The organism is Nevskia sp., assembly GCF_021732705.1.
Lineage (GTDB): Bacteria > Pseudomonadota > Gammaproteobacteria > Nevskiales > Nevskiaceae > Nevskia.
In genome coordinates, this window is the sequence record NZ_JAKFUM010000008.1 from 108,192 (window position 1) to 125,173 (window position 16,982).

General features: G+C 68.9%; 13 protein-coding genes. 3 read left to right on the plus strand and 10 right to left on the minus strand.

What is annotated here, in order from left to right; all coding sequences use genetic code 11:
• Positions 1–93: 93 nt before the first annotated feature.
• Complete coding sequence (locus QZ951_RS09910; RefSeq protein WP_293000403.1) at positions 94–1,020, minus strand: alpha/beta hydrolase; 927 nt, start codon at positions 1,018–1,020, stop codon at positions 94–96.
• A 64-nt stretch (positions 1,021–1,084) separates the two neighbouring features.
• Between QZ951_RS09910 and glpK the strand changes: the two genes are divergently transcribed.
• The gene (glpK, locus tag QZ951_RS09915) at positions 1,085–2,623 is read left to right on the plus strand and encodes a glycerol kinase GlpK (RefSeq protein WP_293000404.1); all 1,539 of its coding nucleotides are present in this window, start codon (positions 1,085–1,087) and stop codon (positions 2,621–2,623) included.
• Positions 2,624–2,647: 24 nt separating this feature from the next.
• On the opposite strand, the gene hemF is transcribed toward glpK, so the two are convergent.
• The 8 genes from hemF to QZ951_RS09955 all read right to left on the minus strand — a co-directional run bounded on the left by hemF (position 2,648) and on the right by QZ951_RS09955 (position 13,529).
• The gene (gene hemF, locus QZ951_RS09920) at positions 2,648–3,559 is read right to left on the minus strand and encodes an oxygen-dependent coproporphyrinogen oxidase (protein ID WP_366943863.1); all 912 of its coding nucleotides are present in this window, start codon (positions 3,557–3,559) and stop codon (positions 2,648–2,650) included.
• Positions 3,560–3,614: 55 nt separating this feature from the next.
• Entirely contained in the window at positions 3,615–5,480 is a 1,866-nt protein-coding gene (locus QZ951_RS09925) for a hypothetical protein (protein WP_293000406.1), read from the minus strand.
• A gap of 16 nt (positions 5,481–5,496) precedes the next feature.
• The gene (locus tag QZ951_RS09930) at positions 5,497–7,206 is read right to left on the minus strand and encodes an Hsp70 family protein (RefSeq protein ID WP_293000407.1); all 1,710 of its coding nucleotides are present in this window, start codon (positions 7,204–7,206) and stop codon (positions 5,497–5,499) included.
• A 97-nt stretch (positions 7,207–7,303) separates the two neighbouring features.
• The gene (locus QZ951_RS09935; RefSeq protein ID WP_293000408.1) at positions 7,304–7,858 is read right to left on the minus strand and encodes a Sua5/YciO/YrdC/YwlC family protein; all 555 of its coding nucleotides are present in this window, start codon (positions 7,856–7,858) and stop codon (positions 7,304–7,306) included.
• Positions 7,859–7,872: 14 nt separating this feature from the next.
• Complete coding sequence (locus QZ951_RS09940) at positions 7,873–10,392, minus strand: DNA topoisomerase I (protein ID WP_293000409.1); 2,520 nt, start codon at positions 10,390–10,392, stop codon at positions 7,873–7,875.
• 258 nt (positions 10,393–10,650) lie between these two features.
• On the minus strand, positions 10,651–11,118 hold the full coding sequence (locus QZ951_RS09945) for a DUF494 family protein (protein ID WP_293000410.1): 468 nt from the start codon (positions 11,116–11,118) through the stop codon (positions 10,651–10,653).
• Positions 11,119–11,188: 70 nt separating this feature from the next.
• Positions 11,189–12,343 (minus strand): DNA-processing protein DprA, encoded by a 1,155-nt coding sequence (dprA, locus tag QZ951_RS09950; RefSeq protein WP_293000411.1) that lies wholly within the window; start codon positions 12,341–12,343, stop codon positions 11,189–11,191.
• Positions 12,344–12,383: 40 nt separating this feature from the next.
• Positions 12,384–13,529, minus strand: coding sequence for a LysM peptidoglycan-binding domain-containing protein (locus QZ951_RS09955; RefSeq protein ID WP_293000412.1), 1,146 nt, complete (start codon positions 13,527–13,529; stop codon positions 12,384–12,386).
• Between the two features lie 128 nt (positions 13,530–13,657).
• On the opposite strand from QZ951_RS09955, the gene def reads away from it, so the two are divergent.
• A complete protein-coding gene (gene def / locus QZ951_RS09960; RefSeq protein ID WP_293000413.1) occupies positions 13,658–14,164 on the plus strand; it encodes a peptide deformylase in 507 nt (168 codons plus the stop codon).
• 48 nt (positions 14,165–14,212) lie between these two features.
• Here def and QZ951_RS09965 read toward each other — a convergent pair whose 3' ends face one another.
• On the minus strand, positions 14,213–14,824 hold the full coding sequence (locus QZ951_RS09965; RefSeq protein ID WP_293000414.1) for a glutathione S-transferase family protein: 612 nt from the start codon (positions 14,822–14,824) through the stop codon (positions 14,213–14,215).
• Between the two features lie 332 nt (positions 14,825–15,156).
• On the opposite strand from QZ951_RS09965, the gene QZ951_RS09970 reads away from it, so the two are divergent.
• Entirely contained in the window at positions 15,157–16,977 is a 1,821-nt protein-coding gene (locus QZ951_RS09970; protein ID WP_293000415.1) for a pilus assembly protein TadG-related protein, read from the plus strand.
• Positions 16,978–16,982: the final 5 nt, after the last annotated feature.

Sequence of the window (16,982 nt, forward strand, 5' to 3'; positions counted from 1 at the left end):
GGTTCGAGGTCCGGCGCAGCACGCGCTCGGGTTCGGTCGATCACCCAGAAAACTGGCGACGCCCTCGCCGGTTCTTGGTTGTCCGCGACGGGCTCAGCCCAGCCGCTGCACCATCCAGCCAAGCACATCGGCGGTGGTTTGTTCGCGGCAGACGTCGTTCAGCAACTCGTGCCGGCCGTCTGCGTACGAGATGACGCTGGCATCGGAGATGCCGGCGGCGCGATAGCGCTGCACGAGTCCATCCGGCCCGGTCCGGCCCTGACTGACCGGGTCGGCCGTGCCGCAGATCAGCAGGATCGGCAGCGACTTCGGAATCCGCGCCAGCCGCGCGGCATCGCCGAATCCGGCACCGGCGGCGAACAGGTCGGCCCACATCTGTGCCGAGCAGCGGAAACCGCACAGCGGATCGGCGACATAGGCATCGACCTCCGCCGGATCGCGTGACAGCCAGTCGAAGCCGGTCCGCGCCGGCGCGAACGGCTTGTTGAAGGCCTTGAAAGTCAGCGCTTCCGCCAGCGCGCTCGGGTGGCGGCGGCCGAGCAGCGCGCCTTCCGCCTGCATCAGCAGCCGCCCGAGTGCGCGCAGCGGCCCGAGCGTGTGGCTGGTCGCCGACAGCACCGCCGCCGCGAGCTTCGCGCCGTGCTCGACGAGATAGTCCTGCATCAGGAACGAGCCCATGCTGTGCCCGAACGCGACGATCGGCAGGCCCGGGTGGCTCCTTGCGGCGTAGACCCGCGTGGCGTCGATCGCATCGACCATCTGCGCCCATCCGCTGTCATCGTCGGCGACAAAGCCGCGATCTTCCGTCTTCGCGCTCAGGCCGTGGCCGGGCAGGTCCGGCGCGAACACGGCGAAGCCCTGCGCATTCGCGGCGGCGGCGAAGCGGGCGTAGCGGGCGCCGTGTTCGGCCATGCCGTGAATGATCAGCAGCACCGCGCGCGGCGGCGTGTCCGGCAGCCAGCGGTGGATGAAAAGCGGCGGCAGCGCCGCGCGGGTCAACTGGAAACCATCGGCCGTCATCGGTACCTTTCCTGCACGACCGTCGCTGGTCGCCCAGAACTATAACCAACAGGCTCCCGTCGCCATGGCCATCGATCCGCATGACCGCACCACCACCGCGCTGCTGGCGATCGACCAGGGCACCACCAGCAGCCGGGCGATCGTATTCGATCGCGTCGGCAACAAGCTCGGCGTGGCGCAGCGCGAACTGCCGCAGTCGTTCCCGGAATCGGCCGACGCGGTGGCCGCGGATGGCGGCAAGCTGGCGCTGGTCGAGCACGATGCCAGCCGGATCTGGACCGACACGCTGGCCTGCGCCCGCGAAGCGATCGCCAAGGCCGGGCTCGAGGCGCGCGACATCGCCGCGATCGGCATCACCAACCAGCGCGAGACGACGGTGGTGTGGGACCGCGCGACCGGCACGCCGATCCATCCGGCCATCGTCTGGCAGGACCGCCGCACCGCTGCGTTCTGCACCGAGCACGCCGACGCCGCGCTCGCCCTCGGCCTGCAGGCACGGACCGGCCTGCTGCTCGATCCGTATTTCTCGGCGACGAAGATCGCGTGGATTCTGGACCACGTGCCCGGCGCGCGCGCCCGTGCCGACGCCGGCGAACTGGCCTTCGGCACCATCGACTGCTGGCTGCTGTGGCAGCTGACCGGTGGTCGCGTGCACGCCACCGATGCCAGCAATGCCTCGCGCACGCTGCTGTACAACCTGCACACGGCCGACTGGGACGACGAACTGCTGGCCTTCTTCCGCGTGCCGCGCAGCCTGCTGCCAGCGGTGCGCGACAGCGCCGCCGATTACGGCCACACCGCGCCCGAACTGCTGGGCGCGGCGGTGCCGATCGGCGCGCTGGTCGGCGATCAGCAGGCGGCGACGGTCGGCCAGGCCTGCTTCCAGCCGGGCATGATCAAGTCGACCTACGGCACCGGCTGCTTCGTGGTGATGAACACCGGTACCAAGGCCGTGCAGTCGCAGCAGCGCCTGCTCGGCACCGTCGGCTACCGGCTCGGGGGCGTCACCACCCATGCCCTCGAAGGCTCGATCTTCGTGGCCGGAGCCGCCGTGCAGTGGCTGCGCGACGCGGTGCACCTGATCGGCTCGGCAGCGGAAACCGAAGCGCTGGCGCGGACCATTCCGGACACGCAGGGCGTCTATCTGGTGCCGGCGTTCACCGGCCTCGGCGCCCCGTACTGGGACCCGCGCGCCCGCGGCGCGATCCTCGGTCTGACCCGCGATTCCGGCATCGCCCACATCGTCCGCGCGGCGCTCGAATCGGTCTGCTACCAGACCCGGGATCTGCTCGACGCGATGGCGCGCGATGCGGTCGAAGTGACCGAGCTGCGCGTCGACGGCGGCATGGCCGTCAACGACTGGCTGATGCAATTTCTCGCCGACATCGTCCGCGTGACCGTGGTGAGGCCGCAGACGGTCGAGACCACCGCCCTCGGCGCGGCGCTGCTGGCGGGCTTGACGGCGGGCGTCTACGAATCGCTCGACGAGATCGCGGCGCTGTGGCGCGCCGAAGCCCGTTTCGTGCCGCAGATGGACGCGGCCCGCGCCGACGCGCTGTACGCCGGCTGGGTCGATGCGGTGGCGAGAACGCGTTCGGCCTGACGCGGCGGCGGCCAGCCGCGCGGATCAGGTCACCCAGTCGCGCGGGCGCAGATAGTCGGCGAGGAAGGTCGCTTCCGGACTGCCTGGTTCCGGTTGGTGGTTGTAGTGCCAGGCCACCAGCGGCGGCATCGACATCAGGATCGACTCGATGCGGCCCTTGCTCTGCAGCCCGAACAGCGTGCCGCGATCCCAGACCAGATTGAATTCGACATAGCGGCCGCGCCGGTACAGCTGCCAGTCGCGCTCGCGCTGGGTGTACGGCAGGCCGATGCGACGCTCGACGATCGGCACGTAGGCCGGCAGGAAATGGTCGCCGACGCTCTGCATCAGCGCGAAGCTGGCGTCGAAACCGCCTTCGGTCCAGTCGTCGTAGAACAGACCGCCGATGCCGCGCGGCTCGCCGCGATGCTTCAGGAAGAAATAGTCGTCGCACTGCGCCTTGAGCTTCGGAAACACGCTCGGGCCGAACGGCGCGCAGGCGTCGCGGGCGGTCGAGTGCCAGTGGATCGCGTCTTCCTCGAAGCCGTAGTACGGCGTCAGGTCGAAGCCGCCGCCGAACCACCAGACCGGTTCCTCGCCGTCCTTTTCCGCGATCAGGAAGCGGACATTGGCGTGCACTGTCGGCGCGTACGGATTGCGTGGGTGGAACACCAGCGACACGCCCATCGCCCGGAAGCCGCGGCCGACCAGTTCCGGCCGCGCGGCGGTCGCCGCCGGCGGCAGTTTCGTGCCGCGGATATCGGAGAAATTGACGCCGGCGCGCTCGAACACGGCGCCGTCCGCGAGCACGCGCGATTCGCCGCCGCCGCCCTCGTCGCGCTGCCAGGCATCGCGCAGGAACGTGGCCTGACCGTCGATCCGTTCGATCTCGGCCGTGATGCGGTTCTGCAGACCGCGCAGATAGGTTTCGACGGCAACCGGATCGGGCCGGGACACGGGGCTGGTGCTCATCGCGAAAGTGTAATCGGGTTGCCGCCGAAGTCGGCGATCGTCAGCGCCGCTGGGCGGCGGCCGGATCGAGCCACAGCAGCAACCCGGCCAGTGCGACGACGAACAGCAGCGGCGCCAGCCACCAGGCGATGTCGATGTGGCGCAGCCAGCGCTCGGCCTTGGCCGACGGCCACTGCCGCCGTGCGAAGTGCTCCGCCAGCCACGGCATCGACTCGGCATGGGCGATCGCGGCCAGCAGCACGGCGAGCAGGCCGGCCGCCAGTTCGTCGTGCAGCACGGCATTCAGCAGGCCGAACAGCAGCATGCCGGCGACCATCAGGCCGCGAAACAGCGCGTTCAGCGCGCGGCGGCCGTGGCGCAGCAGCAGCGTGCCGAACGCGATCAGCGCGGCGGCGAACTGCCAGCCGGGCGTCGGCAGCGCCGCGCAGCCGATCAGCGCGGCGACCAGCGCCGTCAGCACGCGCTGGCGCGTCCTGCGGTCCGACCGACCATCGGCCAGCCGCGCATCCAGCCACGGCGTGACCCGCTGCCGCCAGCGCTGGCCCGCGTAGCGCAGGCCGAGCGCGATCGCGGTGATGACGGCGAGCTGCGCCAGCGCCAGCAGCACCGTCGTCGCCAGCGGCCAGTCCGCCAGCACGGTGCCGGGGGTCAGCCATCCGCGCAGCGCGCTGGCCGCGACCAGTGTCAGCCCGAACAGGATCGCGAGGCCGCGCAGCGTCACTTCATCGCGCGCGGCGGGGCGGCTCAGCGCTTCGGTCCACCAGCGGACCGAGGCCCGATCGAACTCGCCCGCAATCGTCTGCGCCATCGCGTCGCCCGGCAGCGTCTCGAGACGATCAAGCACTGCGCCAAACGCCGACGAGCGCCGCCGCGACTGGCGCAGCAGCGCGAACCGGATCGGACGCGGCGGCTGGCGCAGCGATGCCAGCGCCTGCCGCAGCGGCCGGCCATGGCGGCCGTCGGCCACGGCCTCGAGCCAGGCGCGGGTGTCGGCGGTCTGCCGCGCGGCATCGGCCGCGGCCAGTCGATCGCGCAGCGCATCCATCGCCGGGTGGTCGTGCAGCGGATGGCGCGGGTTGTCCCAGTCGAGCGCGCGCTGTGCGATGCCGGCCAGCGATTGCGGCAGTGGCTCGCGCTGCAGCAGCCCGAACAGCAGCCGACGCTCGAAATGCTCGCGCGCGTCGAGCGCCGTCAGCAGCGGATCGGCCAGCTGCCGCTGCAGGGTCGCTTCGATCGTCACGTCATCGAGCGCGTCGTGCCAGTTCTCGACCAGCCCTTGCGAGCGTTGCTCGGCCTGCACCATGGCCAGCCGCGTTTCCAGCTGCAGCCAGCGGCCGTCGTCGCCATAGCGATGCGCAGGCTGCTGCCAGCCCCAGACCGCGAGCGCGGCCTCGATCATCGGCACCAGCACCGGCAGGCGGGTGACGAGGATCCGCTGCAGGGCGTCCTCGAAGCGCTGCTGGGCGTGCGGCGCTGCCAGCGGCTCGGATGCCAGCATCTGCCGCAGCGCCTCGGTCGTCGCGAGAACGTCGTCGCTGCCGCGATGGCCGTCGACAAAGCGCTCGGCCAGCGCTTCCGGGTCAGAAGCCGGCACCGGCTCGGCGGGCGCGGCGGCGACTTCGACGCGGCTGTCGAAGCGGCTGTCGAAGCGGTCGGCCACCGCCGACTCGGCTGCGCCATCGGCCTCGCCATCGGCCTCCGCCTGCTCGGCGGCGGCCTGTCGCCATGGCGCTTCGTCGCGTGCCTGCTCGTAGGCCTCGCGCAGGCGCTGGAACGCCTTCGGATCGTCTTCCGGGCTGGTGCGTTTCAGGCGCGCCGCGTAGGCACGGCGAATCGCGGCCTGATCGCCGGTCGGCGCCAGGCCCAGCTCGGCCCAGATGCCGTGCAGCGACGTGGGATCGGACATGCGTCGGTCGGAGCGATCAGGTCAGCGGCGCGCCTTCCAGATCATCGAGCTGGCGCGACAGCTGCTCGCGGGCGTGGGCGATCTCGCGCGGGTCCTGCCGGGCCAGCACGTCGTCGAACGCGCCGATCTGCCGGCCGACCCAGTCGCGCACGTCGCCGAGCTGCTGTTCGTACAGCCGCGCCAGCCGCGCGGACAGCGCCCGGTTCTCGGCCTGATCGCGCGGATGGATCTTGAGCCGGGCCAGCGCATCGAGGCTGGCGCGGATCGCGTCCGCCGACATCGCGCCCGGCGTCTGCTCGATCAGCAGCCGCTGGCGGCTCTGGTCGGCCAGCACCAGCGCCTCGACTTCGAGCAGGCCGTTGACGTCGTAGGTGAAGCGCACGTCGATGGTCTGCTCGGCCTTCGGGCGGCGCGGCAGCGGCACGGTCAGCGTGCCGAGCGGCACGTTGTCTTTCACGTCCCGGCTTTCGCCCTGGAAGATGCGCAGCTCGACTTCGCTCTGATGGTCGGTCAGCGGCGAAACCTCCTTCGAGCGGCTGGCCGGGATCACCGTGTTGCGTTCGATGATCGGCAGGTAGATGCCGCTGCGCACGGCACCGCCGGCCGAGGTTTCGCTGGTCTCGATGCCGAGCGTGTACGGGCAGACGTCGGTCATCACGACGTCGTCGAGCGCGGCATCGCGCGCCTTGAGCCCGGCCTGCACGGCGGCGCCGACGGCGATCGCCTCGTCCGGGTTGATGTCGCGGTTCGGGAAGCGCCCGAACAGGCGCGACACCAGCCGGTGCACGATCGGCATGCGGGTGGCGCCACCGACCAGCACGATGCGCGCGAGATCGGCCGGGCGCAGGCGGGCGTCGCGCAGCGCCCGCTCCACCGGCGTGCGCAGGCGTTCGAGCAGCGGCGCGGCGCGGCGCTCGAACTCGGCCGCGGTGACGGTCCAGCGCGCGGTCTGGCCATCCTCGGTATGGCTGAACTCGGCGCTGTCGGCGGTCGACAGCACGCGCTTCACGCGCTCGGCCTCGGCCCGCAGCCGCGCGGCCTGCGCCTCGCCGAGCTTGCGCGCCTGCAGCCCGATGGCGGCACCGGCCTCGGCGATGAAGCCGTCGACCAGCAGGCTGACGAAGTCCTCGCCGCCGAGGTAGTTGTCGCCGGCCGTCGCCCGCACTTCCATCACGCCGGAGAACAGTTCGAGGATCGAAACATCGAAGGTACCGCCGCCGAGATCGAACACCAGAAACTGCGATTCCGGATCGGCCTGATGCAGGCCGTAGGCGAGCGCGGCCGCGGTCGGCTCGTTCAGCAGGCGCTCGACCTTGAGCCCGGCCAGCTCGCCGGCCACCCGTGTCGCCTTGCGCTGGGTGTCGTTGAAGTACGCCGGCACGGTGATCACCGCTTCGCTGACGGCTTCGCCAAGGAAGGCCTCGGCATCGGCCTTCAGCGCCTTGAGCACCAGCGCCGACAGCTCCTCCGGCCGGTATTCCCGCCCGGCCAGCCGCAGGCGCTTGTCCGTGCCCATGTAGCGCTTGAACGCGGCGGCCGAGCGTGTCGGCTGGCTCAGCAGCCGGTCGCGCGCGGCCACGCCGACCAGCACGCTGCCGTCGTCGTCGAAGCTGACGCAGCTCGGCGTCAGCACCTGCCCGAGCGCGTTCGGCACCAGTTGCGCCCGCCCGTCCTTCCAGACCGCGATCAGGCTGTTGGTGGTGCCGAGGTCGATGCCGACGATCATGGAGCGTCCCGGGGAGTTCGTGAACGAATTCTAGGGAATGCCGTGGCTGGCGATCGGCGGTCGCAGGCTGCCGCCTCCGCGCAGGCGGCAGGCGTGCTCAGCGCCGCAGAATGTTGCCGTTGGCCGCGTCGCGGATGATCGTCGGCTGATCGAGCCCGCCGAGTGCGCCCGGCACCAGCAGGTCGAAGCGGTTGCGCAGGTAGATTCGCGCCGTGCCGGCACTGCGGGCTGGCGGATCACCGGCGCGATTGGCGCTGGTCGAGACAATCGCGCCGCCGAAGACTTCGCACAGGCGTGACGCCACCGGATGCGCGGTGACCCGCACGGCCACGGTGTCGCGGTCGCCGCTGATCCACATCGGGCAGTGGTCGGTCGCCGGAAACACCCAGGTCGACGCGCCCGGCCAGGTCGCCGTGGCACGGCGCCAGGCCATGCGCGACGGCACTTCGATGTACGGCTCGACCTGCTCGATGCTCGCGGCAATCAGGATCAGGCCCTTCTGCCATTCGCGGTTCTTCATCGCGAGCAGGCGTTCGACCGCGCCGCGATTCTGCGGATCGCAGCCGACACCCCAGACCGCTTCGGTCGGGTAGACGATGACACCGCCGCTGCGCATGACGCGCCCGGCTTCCCGGATCTTCGCGACGTTCAACACGGCGGCTGGCCTCAGCCTTTCTTGGCGTAGACCGTCCGCTTCGTCAGCGTCGGCGCGCGGCCGGCCTTCTGGGTGGTCTTCTGGGTGGACTTCTTCGCGGCGGTCTTCTTGCTCGCCGCCTTCTTGGCCGGAGCCTTCTTCAGCGCCGCCTTCTTCACCACCACGGCATCGTCGGTGCCCGGCGCGGCCTTCTTGGCCGCCGCCTTCTTCTTGGCGCCCTTCTTGGCCGGTTTCGCGGCTTCGGCTTCGGCCAGATAGGCCTCGCACTCGAACACGCTGAGCTTCTCGGCGTCGCGCGTGCGCGGAATCGGCGACTTGCGCGTGCCGTCGGTGATGTACGGCCCGAAACGGCCCTTGATGATGCGGATGCCGGTGCCGTCGAAGCTCTTGATCGTCGCCGCATCCAGTGCGGCGGCCTTCTGCTCGATCAGTTCGATGACTCTCGGCAGCTCGATGGTGTACGGGTCATCGTCCTTCTTGAGGCTGACGAAGCTCTTGCCGTGGCGCGCATACGGCCCGAAGCGGCCGATGTTGACCTCGACCTCGTCGCCGTTCGGCATCTGCCCGAGCTTGCGCGGGAGCTTGAACAGCTCCATCGCTTCCTCGAGCGTGATGGTGTCGATGCGCTGATTGCCCCGGAGGCTGGCATAGCGCGGCTTCTCGGACGTGGTGTCGCCTTCCTCGACCCGAGCACCGATCTGCACGAACGGGCCGTAGCGGCCAAGGCGTGCGGTGACCGGCTTGCCGCTGACCGGATCGATGCCGATGGTGCGCGTCTCGGAAACCTCCGAGCGCGACAGTTCCATCTTCTCGTCGACCATCGGCTTGAAGATGCCCCAGAACTTCGACAGCAGCGGCACCCAGGCCTGTTCGCCGCGCGAGACGGCGTCGAGATCGTCCTCGAGCTTGGCGGTGAATTCGTAGTCGACGTAGCGGGTGAAGTGCTCGGTCAGGAAGCGATTGACGATCATGCCGACGTCGGTCGGCATGAACGCCTTGCCGTCGAGGCGCACGTAGTCGCGGGCCTGCAGCGTGGAGATGATCGAGGCGTAGGTCGACGGGCGGCCGATGTCGTATTCCTCGAGCGTCTTGACCAGGCTCGCTTCGGTGAAGCGCGGCGGCGGCTGGGTGAAATGCTGTTCCGGCAGCAGGTCGAGCAGCTTCACGGCGTCGCCGACTTCCAGCGGCGGCAGGCGCTTCTCGTCGTCTTCCTTGGCCTCGTTCTCGTCGTCGACGGCAATGCCGTAGGCGGCGAGGAAGCCCGGCTCGACCAGGATCTGGCCGTTGGCCTTGAACGCGTGATCGGCACCGGCGCGCAGTTCGGCGGCCACGGTATCGAACACCGCCGGCGCCATCTGGCAGGCGATGGTGCGCTTCCAGATCAGGTCATAAAGCTTGGCCTGATCCGGCGTCAGATACTTCGCGACCGCTTCCGGCGCGCGCAGGAACGAGGTCGGGCGGATCGCTTCATGCGCTTCCTGCGCGTTCTTCGACTTGACCTTGAAGTAGCGCGGCTCCGGCAGGCCGGCGGCGGCGCCGTAGCGCTTGACGATGACCTCGCGCAGTTCGGCGATCGCGTCCTGCGACAGGTTCACGGCGTCGGTACGCATGTAGGTGATGAGACCAACGGTCTCGCCGCCGATGTCGACACCTTCATAGAGCTGCTGCGCCGTGCGCATCGTGCGCTGGGCGGTGAAGCCGAGCTTGCGGTTGCCGTCCTGCTGCAGCGTGGACGTCGTGAACGGCGGCCCCGGCGTGCGCTTGCGCTGCTTCTTCTCGACCTTGGCGACCTTCAGGCTGCCGCGCGCCGCTTCGGCAATCGCCCGCTTCGCGGCGTCGGCGCCGCCTTCGTTCGATAGCGTGAACTGCTCGACCTTGATGCCGTCGAACTCGAGCAGGCGTGCGTTGAACGCCGTGCCGTCCTTCTCGGCGCGGGCGTCGAGCGTCCAGTATTCCTGCGGCTTGAACGCGCGGATCTCTTCCTCGCGCTCGCAGATCAGGCGCAGCGCCGGGCTCTGCACGCGGCCGGCGGACAGGTTCGGGCCGACCTTGCGCCACAACAGCGGCGACAGGTTGAAGCCGACCAGATAATCGAGCGCGCGGCGCGCCTGCTGGGCGTTGACCAGATCCTGGGCGACGTCGCGGCCTTCGGCGATCGCGCGCTGCACTTCGCGCGGCGTGATCTCGTAGAACACCACGCGCTTGACCGGCTTGCCCTTGAGCAGGCCCTTCTCCTTCAGATGTTCGAGGAGGTGCCACGAAATCGCTTCGCCTTCGCGATCAGGGTCGGTGGCGAGGAACAGGTTGTCGGAGCGCTTGAGCTCGGCAATGATCGCGCTGACGTGTTTCGCGTTCTTGTCGATCAGCTGGTACTTCATCTCGAAGCCGCGCGTGACGTCGACCGCACCGTCCTTCGGCACGAGGTCGCGCACGTGACCGTACGAAGCCAGCACTTCGTAGTCCTTGCCCAGATATTTCTTGATCGTCTTGGCCTTCGCAGGCGACTCGACGATGACCAGATTCTTGCTCATCAATGACCGTTTCCCGCGCCCCGGCGGCGCGTGGGGCGTCAGCTTATACGGCAAAGGCCGGGCCAATGGCTAGCCCGGCGGGGTCGCGGTGGTGGCGGTCGACGCGCGTCCAGAACCCGGCCGAACGCTCGCGCAACAGGCGGATGAACCGGCGGCGGCGAAGGTTCGGACCGTCGACGAGGTCAGGGTTCCAGCCGGTTCGCGACCGCAGGAGTCCCGCCGCGATGCCCCGCACCCGGACGACCCGGGCAGCCGGTATCAGTGCAGGAATTCGCCGTGGTAATAGACCATGTCTTCGAGGTGCACCGCCGCTTCCTCGGAGCCCGGCTGATTGATCAGCACCAGCAGGCAGACCCACTTGACGCGCTCGATGTCGATCTCGTCCTCGAACGCCAGCAGACGGTCGATCACCAGCTCGCGACTCTGCGAGTTGAGGATGCCGAGCTGCTCCAGGTACAGGAGAAAGCCGCGGCATTCGGCCGACAGCCGTTCCTGTTCCTGCGGCGCGTACAGCCGCAGGGTGTCGGTACGGCCTCGGAGGGTCGGCGCATTGCGCTGGGTGGCCAGACCATCAAGCCACGAGAAAGCGTGCGCCACTTCTTCATCGGGGAAACCGGCGGCGGACAGCTCCACCCGCAGATTTTCCTGGTTGTCGGAGTCGGAGAACTCACCGTCCTGGTAGTTCTCGAAGAGGTACATCAGCACATCGAGAAGGGTCTCTTTCATGTTCTCTCACATGCGCCGGGACCGGGCGCTTGCAGTCATCGAAAAACTGCGACGAATCTAGTCTAGCGCCTCACCGGCTGCGTTGCAGCCGAGTGAATCGATCGCCCGGATGGGTCTCGACCACGCCCTGCAGCTCCAGTGACAGCAGGGCTGCACCCAGCGCCGCAGCGCCCAGCCCGAGCTGTTCGGCCAGCTGATCGAGCGCCAGCGGCGTGTCGCCAAGGTGTTCATAGACGCGGCGTTCGAGTGGATCGCTGACCGGCGCCGCCTGCCGGTTGTCGGGTTCTGCATGGTCCGACGACGGCCGGATCGACACGGTCAGCTGCGGCGCCAGCTCGCGCAGGATGTCGTCGACCGATTCGGCCAGGGTGGCGCCGTCGCGGATCAGCGCGTGACAGCCGCGCGCCAGCGGATTGTGGATCGAGCCCGGCACCGCGAACACTTCGCGGCCCTGCTCGTTGGCCAGCCGTGCGGTGATCAGCGATCCGGACTCGGGCACCGCCTCGATCACCAGCACGCCCAGACTCAGGCCGCTGATGATCCGGTTGCGCCGCGGGAAATGCTCCGGCTTCGGCGGCGTGCCGGGCGGAAACTCCGACACCAGCAGCCCGCGCGCGGCGATGTCCCGCGCCAGATCGCGGTTGCGCGCCGGGTAGACCCGATCCAGGCCGTTGCCGCAGACGGCGATCGTCGGCCCGCTGGCGTCGAGCGCGCCGCGATGCGCGGCGGCGTCGATGCCGAGCGCCAGCCCCGAGGTCACGGTCAGCCCGATCCGGGCCAGTGCACCGGCGAAGTGAGCCGCGTTTTCCCGGCCCTGCACGGAGGCGGCGCGGGCGCCGACGATCGCGAGCTGCGGCTCGGCCAGCCACACCGGATCGCCGATCAGGAACAGGCCCAGCGGTGCCGATGCGATCTCGGCCAGCCGCATCGGGTACCGAGCGTCCCCGGGACGGACGTGATGATGGTGGTCGGACGCGTCGAGCCAGCGCAGGTCGGCCTCGCCGCCGGCGTGATCGGGGGCAGCGAGTGCGGCGATCTGGGCGTCGCTGCAGCCACAGTCGCGCCAGGCGGACGGTCCTGCGACGAGCACGGCGCCGGCATCGCCGAAGCGATGCAGCAGGCGACGCAGTCGGGCCGGGCCGACGCCGGCCGTGCGCAGCAGCGTCAGGTAGGCAAGCAGATCGCGCGTGGTCGCCGCGGTCGCGGCGTCGGGAGGCTGGGGCATCGGGCGGCGTCCTTGCCGCGAAGCAGCGAGTCGGGCGGGGTCAGCGTGGGGCGGGCTTCTTGACCTTGTCGAGCACGTGCAGCGGCTTGGTCGCGTTCATCACCAGCCCGTAGCTCAGCTTCGGCGTGACCTTGAACACCATCAGCACGCCGGCGTACTGGTCCGGCAGCCTCACCGCACGGCTGCCGTACGGGTCGGGGACGACGCGTCCGCTTTGGAAGATGTCGAGCACGGTGCCCGGATCGAGCCCGTGGTTCGAGCCGCGATTCAGCGCCACGATCTGGTACTGCGAGATCTGCGACAGGCCGTCGAACACCGAAATGATGCGGCCTTCGAGCGGACTGGCCGGCGGATGCGGATAGAAGTTGGCATCGAAGCTTTCGGCCTCGATCGGCAGCAGCCGGTCGGCGACCAGCACTTCCCGGTTCGACTTGGTGATGCGCATCAGCGCGGTCGGCTGCCCGGCCTGACCGGGTTCGCGCAGTTCCGCCTCGCCGGTCGGAATCGCTTCGTAGCCCAGCAGCTCGCGGCTGTCCGGATCGCGATACGGCTCGCCGACGCGAATCACGGCGTAGCTGTACTTGACCTCGGCCGGCAGGTTCTTGACGTAGACATCGTTGTTGGCGCCGACCGCGAGGCGCTCGTCGACGAAGGCGACGACATACGGCGAACGCTGCGTTTCCTCGAGCGTGACGAGGCGCGGCCCGCGCAGGAAATTGCGGATCGCCTCGATCGGAATCGCGGGCAGCGAGGCATCGATCGCCTCCTCGCGCACACGCGGCGACAGGCGCTCGACCGGGCCTTCGCGCACCAGCCGCGGACGGCCGTCGACATTGATCAGTGTCAGCACGTCGCCCGGGTAGATCAGATGCGGATTGCGCACCTGCGAATTCGTGTACCAGAGCTCGGGCCACTGCCAGGCGTCCCGCAGGAAATACTGAGCAATGTCCCACAGGGTGTCGCCCTTCTTCACGACGTAACGCAGCGGCGCGTCTTCGCGCAGCACCACCGGCGCGGTGGGCTCGGCCTGAGGGACCGGAGCCGCGGGCGGCGGCGGCGCAACGGGAGCAGCCACCGGCTCAGCAACCTGCGGCGCCTGACTGGCGCAGCCCGCGAGCAGGGCGATCAGCAGCGCGGCCGCGCCTCGTGCCGGGAGCTGAAACGGCGAGGCGTTATACTTCCTCATGGCTGCATGTTCCTGTTGTGCGGCCAGTGCTGCGGCCTTCGCGATGGTGGCATGAATCCCTGCCATTACGCATGGTTGTAATCCGTTTCTCAAGTCAATCCGGCAAGTCTTGCGCGCAGGTCTGGACCATGGCGATCCTTCCCATCCTCACCCATCCCGATCCCCGTCTGAGGCTGAAAACGAAGCCGGTCACGGTGTTCGACGACAAGCTCCAGACACTGATCGACGATCTCTTCGAGACCATGTACGCAGCGCCCGGCGTCGGGCTGGCCGCGAACCAGTGCGGCGTGCTGCTCCGGCTCTCGGTGATGGACTGTTCGGACGACAAAACCCAGCCTAAGGTCTTGATCAATCCGGAAATCCTGTCGACCGACGAGCGGCAGGAAATGGAAGAAGGTTGCCTGTCGGTACCGGACATCCGCGACACCGTGCAGCGCTACAACAAGCTGCGCGTGCGCGCGCTCGACCGCAACGGCCAGCCGTTCGAGATGGACTGCGAGGGGCTCGAAGCGCAGTGCGTGCAGCACGAGATCGACCATCTCGACGGCAAGCTCTATGTCGACTACCTGTCGTCGCTGAAGCGCGAGCGAATCAAGAAGAAGATGCTGAAGCTGAAGGAAGCGGTCGCCGGCTGAGCATCGGCCGATCGCGCGACCGTCTGTCCGCATCGGGTGGCGGCGACGTCAGCCGCAGCAGTCCTGCATCGGCACGAAGCCCGGCGTATCCATCACGTTGCCGAGCCAGTTCCGCACCGCCGGATACGGGCCGAGATCGAAGCCGCCCTCGTGTGCGACGTGCGTATAAGCAAACAGCGCAATGTCGGCGATGGTGTAGTCGGCTCCGGTCAGGAACGGGGTCTGCGCCAGCTGCCGCTCCATCACCGCCAGCGCCGCATGGCCGCGCGGCCGCATTTCGGCAATGCGATCACGGTGGCGCTCGACGCTGTTCTCGATCGTTGTCCAGAAGCGGATCGTCGCGATGTACGGCTCGTGACTGTACTGCTCGAAGAACAGCCATTCGTAGACCTTCGCCCGGGCCCAGCGATCGGCTGGCAGCAGCGCCGTGCCGTCGGCGAGGTAGCCGAGCATCGCGTTCGATTCGGCGAGATACCGGCCCGGTTCGACCTCCAGCAGCGGGATCCGGCCGTTCGGATTCTTGGCCAGGAACGCCGGCGTGCGCGATTCGCCGCGCAGGATGTCGACCTCGTGCCACTGATACGGAATGCCGAGCTGACGCATCGCGAGCGCCGGCTTGTAGCAGTTGCCGGAACCGGTAAAGCCGTGAAGCTGGATCATCGTGTGGGGTCCTCGTCGGGTGGGATCGGCCGTCGGTCCACAGCATACGAAGCCGGCCCAGCGGTCGCCGTGAAATCGCCTCGCGGCCGCCGTGAACGGAATTCAGCCGGGTCAGCGGCCGCGACGGGAGGGCGGCTGCCGCTCGGCGTCCTGACCGCGCCGTCTGTCCGCCATCGCCTCAAGGAAATTCGCGGGCCGCTTTCACGGGCTGCCCGAGTAGGTTTTAATCCGCCGACCTGCACCCTGAAAGCTGCAGGGATTGCGCCCGGACGTCGCCGTGAAGCGCGCGGTCGGGACCAGCACGTCGAGCCGAACGCACCCGGAGTCACCCCTTGAACACCGTACCCGCCCGCTTTCCTCGCCGACAGTCCCGGCGTTCGAGCCAGCGCGGCGTGGCCGCGATCTTCGTCGCGATCTCGATGCTGCTGCTGATTCCGATCACGGCGCTCGTGGTCGACATCGGCCAGCTCTACTACGCGCAGCGCGATCTGCAGAAACTGGCGACGATCGCCGCACTCGATGCTTCGCGCGCCCAGAGCGGCTGCTTCAGCAACGGCAGCGGCATTCCGGGCACCGAGGCCGCAGCGCTGAGCGCGGCGAACAACGCGCTGGTGGTCAACAACGCGCCGGCGGGTGCCAGCGGCATCACCGCAGCGGTGGCGCTCGGGCGCTACGAGGACATTGCCGGCACCCGCACCTTCACGCCATTGGCCAGCAACAATCCCGCCGTCGATGCCGTGCGGGTGACGCTGACCCGTCCGACCCCGCGGCCATTGCTGCCGTTCTTCAACATCGTGCTGCCGGCCACCGGCACGCTGGCAGCGTCTTCTTCCGCGCAGCACGCACCGCAGGCCTCGTTCATGATCGGCACGACCACGGTCACCGTGAACCAGGTCAGCCCGCTGAATTCGCTGCTGAGCGCGCTGCTTGGCGGCAACGTCAACCTGACGCTGATCGGCTACCAGGGTCTGGCCAACGCCAATGTCACGCTGGCGCAGATTCAGGCTGCGCTCGGCGTCGGCAATGCCGAGGACCTGCTCGACCTGCAACTGCCGCAAAGCCAGATTCTCGATGCACTGGCCACGGCACTGGCCAACACCGGTCAGACCGCCGCCGCCAACACGCTGCAGACCCTGGCCGATCTCGCCGATCCGAACCGCACGACGACGCTTGGCAATGTGCTCGGGATCGAGGACGGGGCGGCGGCCTTGGTCGATGCGCTGCCGTTCAACGCGCTCTCGGTGCTGCAGGCGCTGGCGTTGAGCGCCGCGCATGGCCTGTATCCGCTGAACATTCCGAACCTGGGCGTCAATGTCGCGAATCTGGTCAGCCTCGACACCTTCATCGAGGTCGGACAGCCGCAGCGCGAGTCCCAGCAGTTCGAGACGATCGGCCTCGGCCGCCCGAGCCCGCTGAGCGCGCCGCGAACGGTTGCGACCACGCAGCAGATCACGCTGAAGCTGCGCGCCGTCGTCAACAATGTTCCGGGCCTCGCGGCCCTGGCGCAGGTCAAGCTGGGCGTCGACGTGGCGGTCAGCAGTGCCAGCAGCCAGCTGACCTCGATCCTGTGCCCGTCGGCGGTGTCGAGCCCAGCCCGGCCGCAGCCGGTCGTGGCGCTGAGCACGACGGTGATGCCGGCCTCGCTGACGGTCGGCTCGTTCAGCACGAGCAACCCGTCGGGGCCGTTGACCTCGGGATCACTGGTGTCGGCGCTCTTTGGCCTGCTGACGGTCAATCTGAATTCGGCACCGCTGTCGGCTCAGGTCGGCGGCGCCGGCCCGACGATCAACACCTTCAATGGGCCGTTCCCGAGCGCCCCGGCGACGGTTGGCTCGAACATTTCGCTCGGCAACACGCTGAACGGCCTCAGCGGCAGCCTGCGCAACAATCTGACGATCTGCGCGACACCGCTGCCCTGCCTGCAGGCGGGCGGCCTCGCAGCGGCCGTCACCGGCATCCTGTCCCCGGTCACGAATGTCCTCGACGGCGCGGTGACCAACCTGCTGCAGACGCTGGGCGTGCAGGTGGGCGCGGCGCAGATCACGGTGCTGCGGCTCAATTACGGCAACGAGTCGAATGGCGGCGCCAATCCGCTGAACCAGGTGCCGAGCATCTTCAACGAGCAGGTTCCGGCGCCGCCCGCGACGCGTTGACGCGA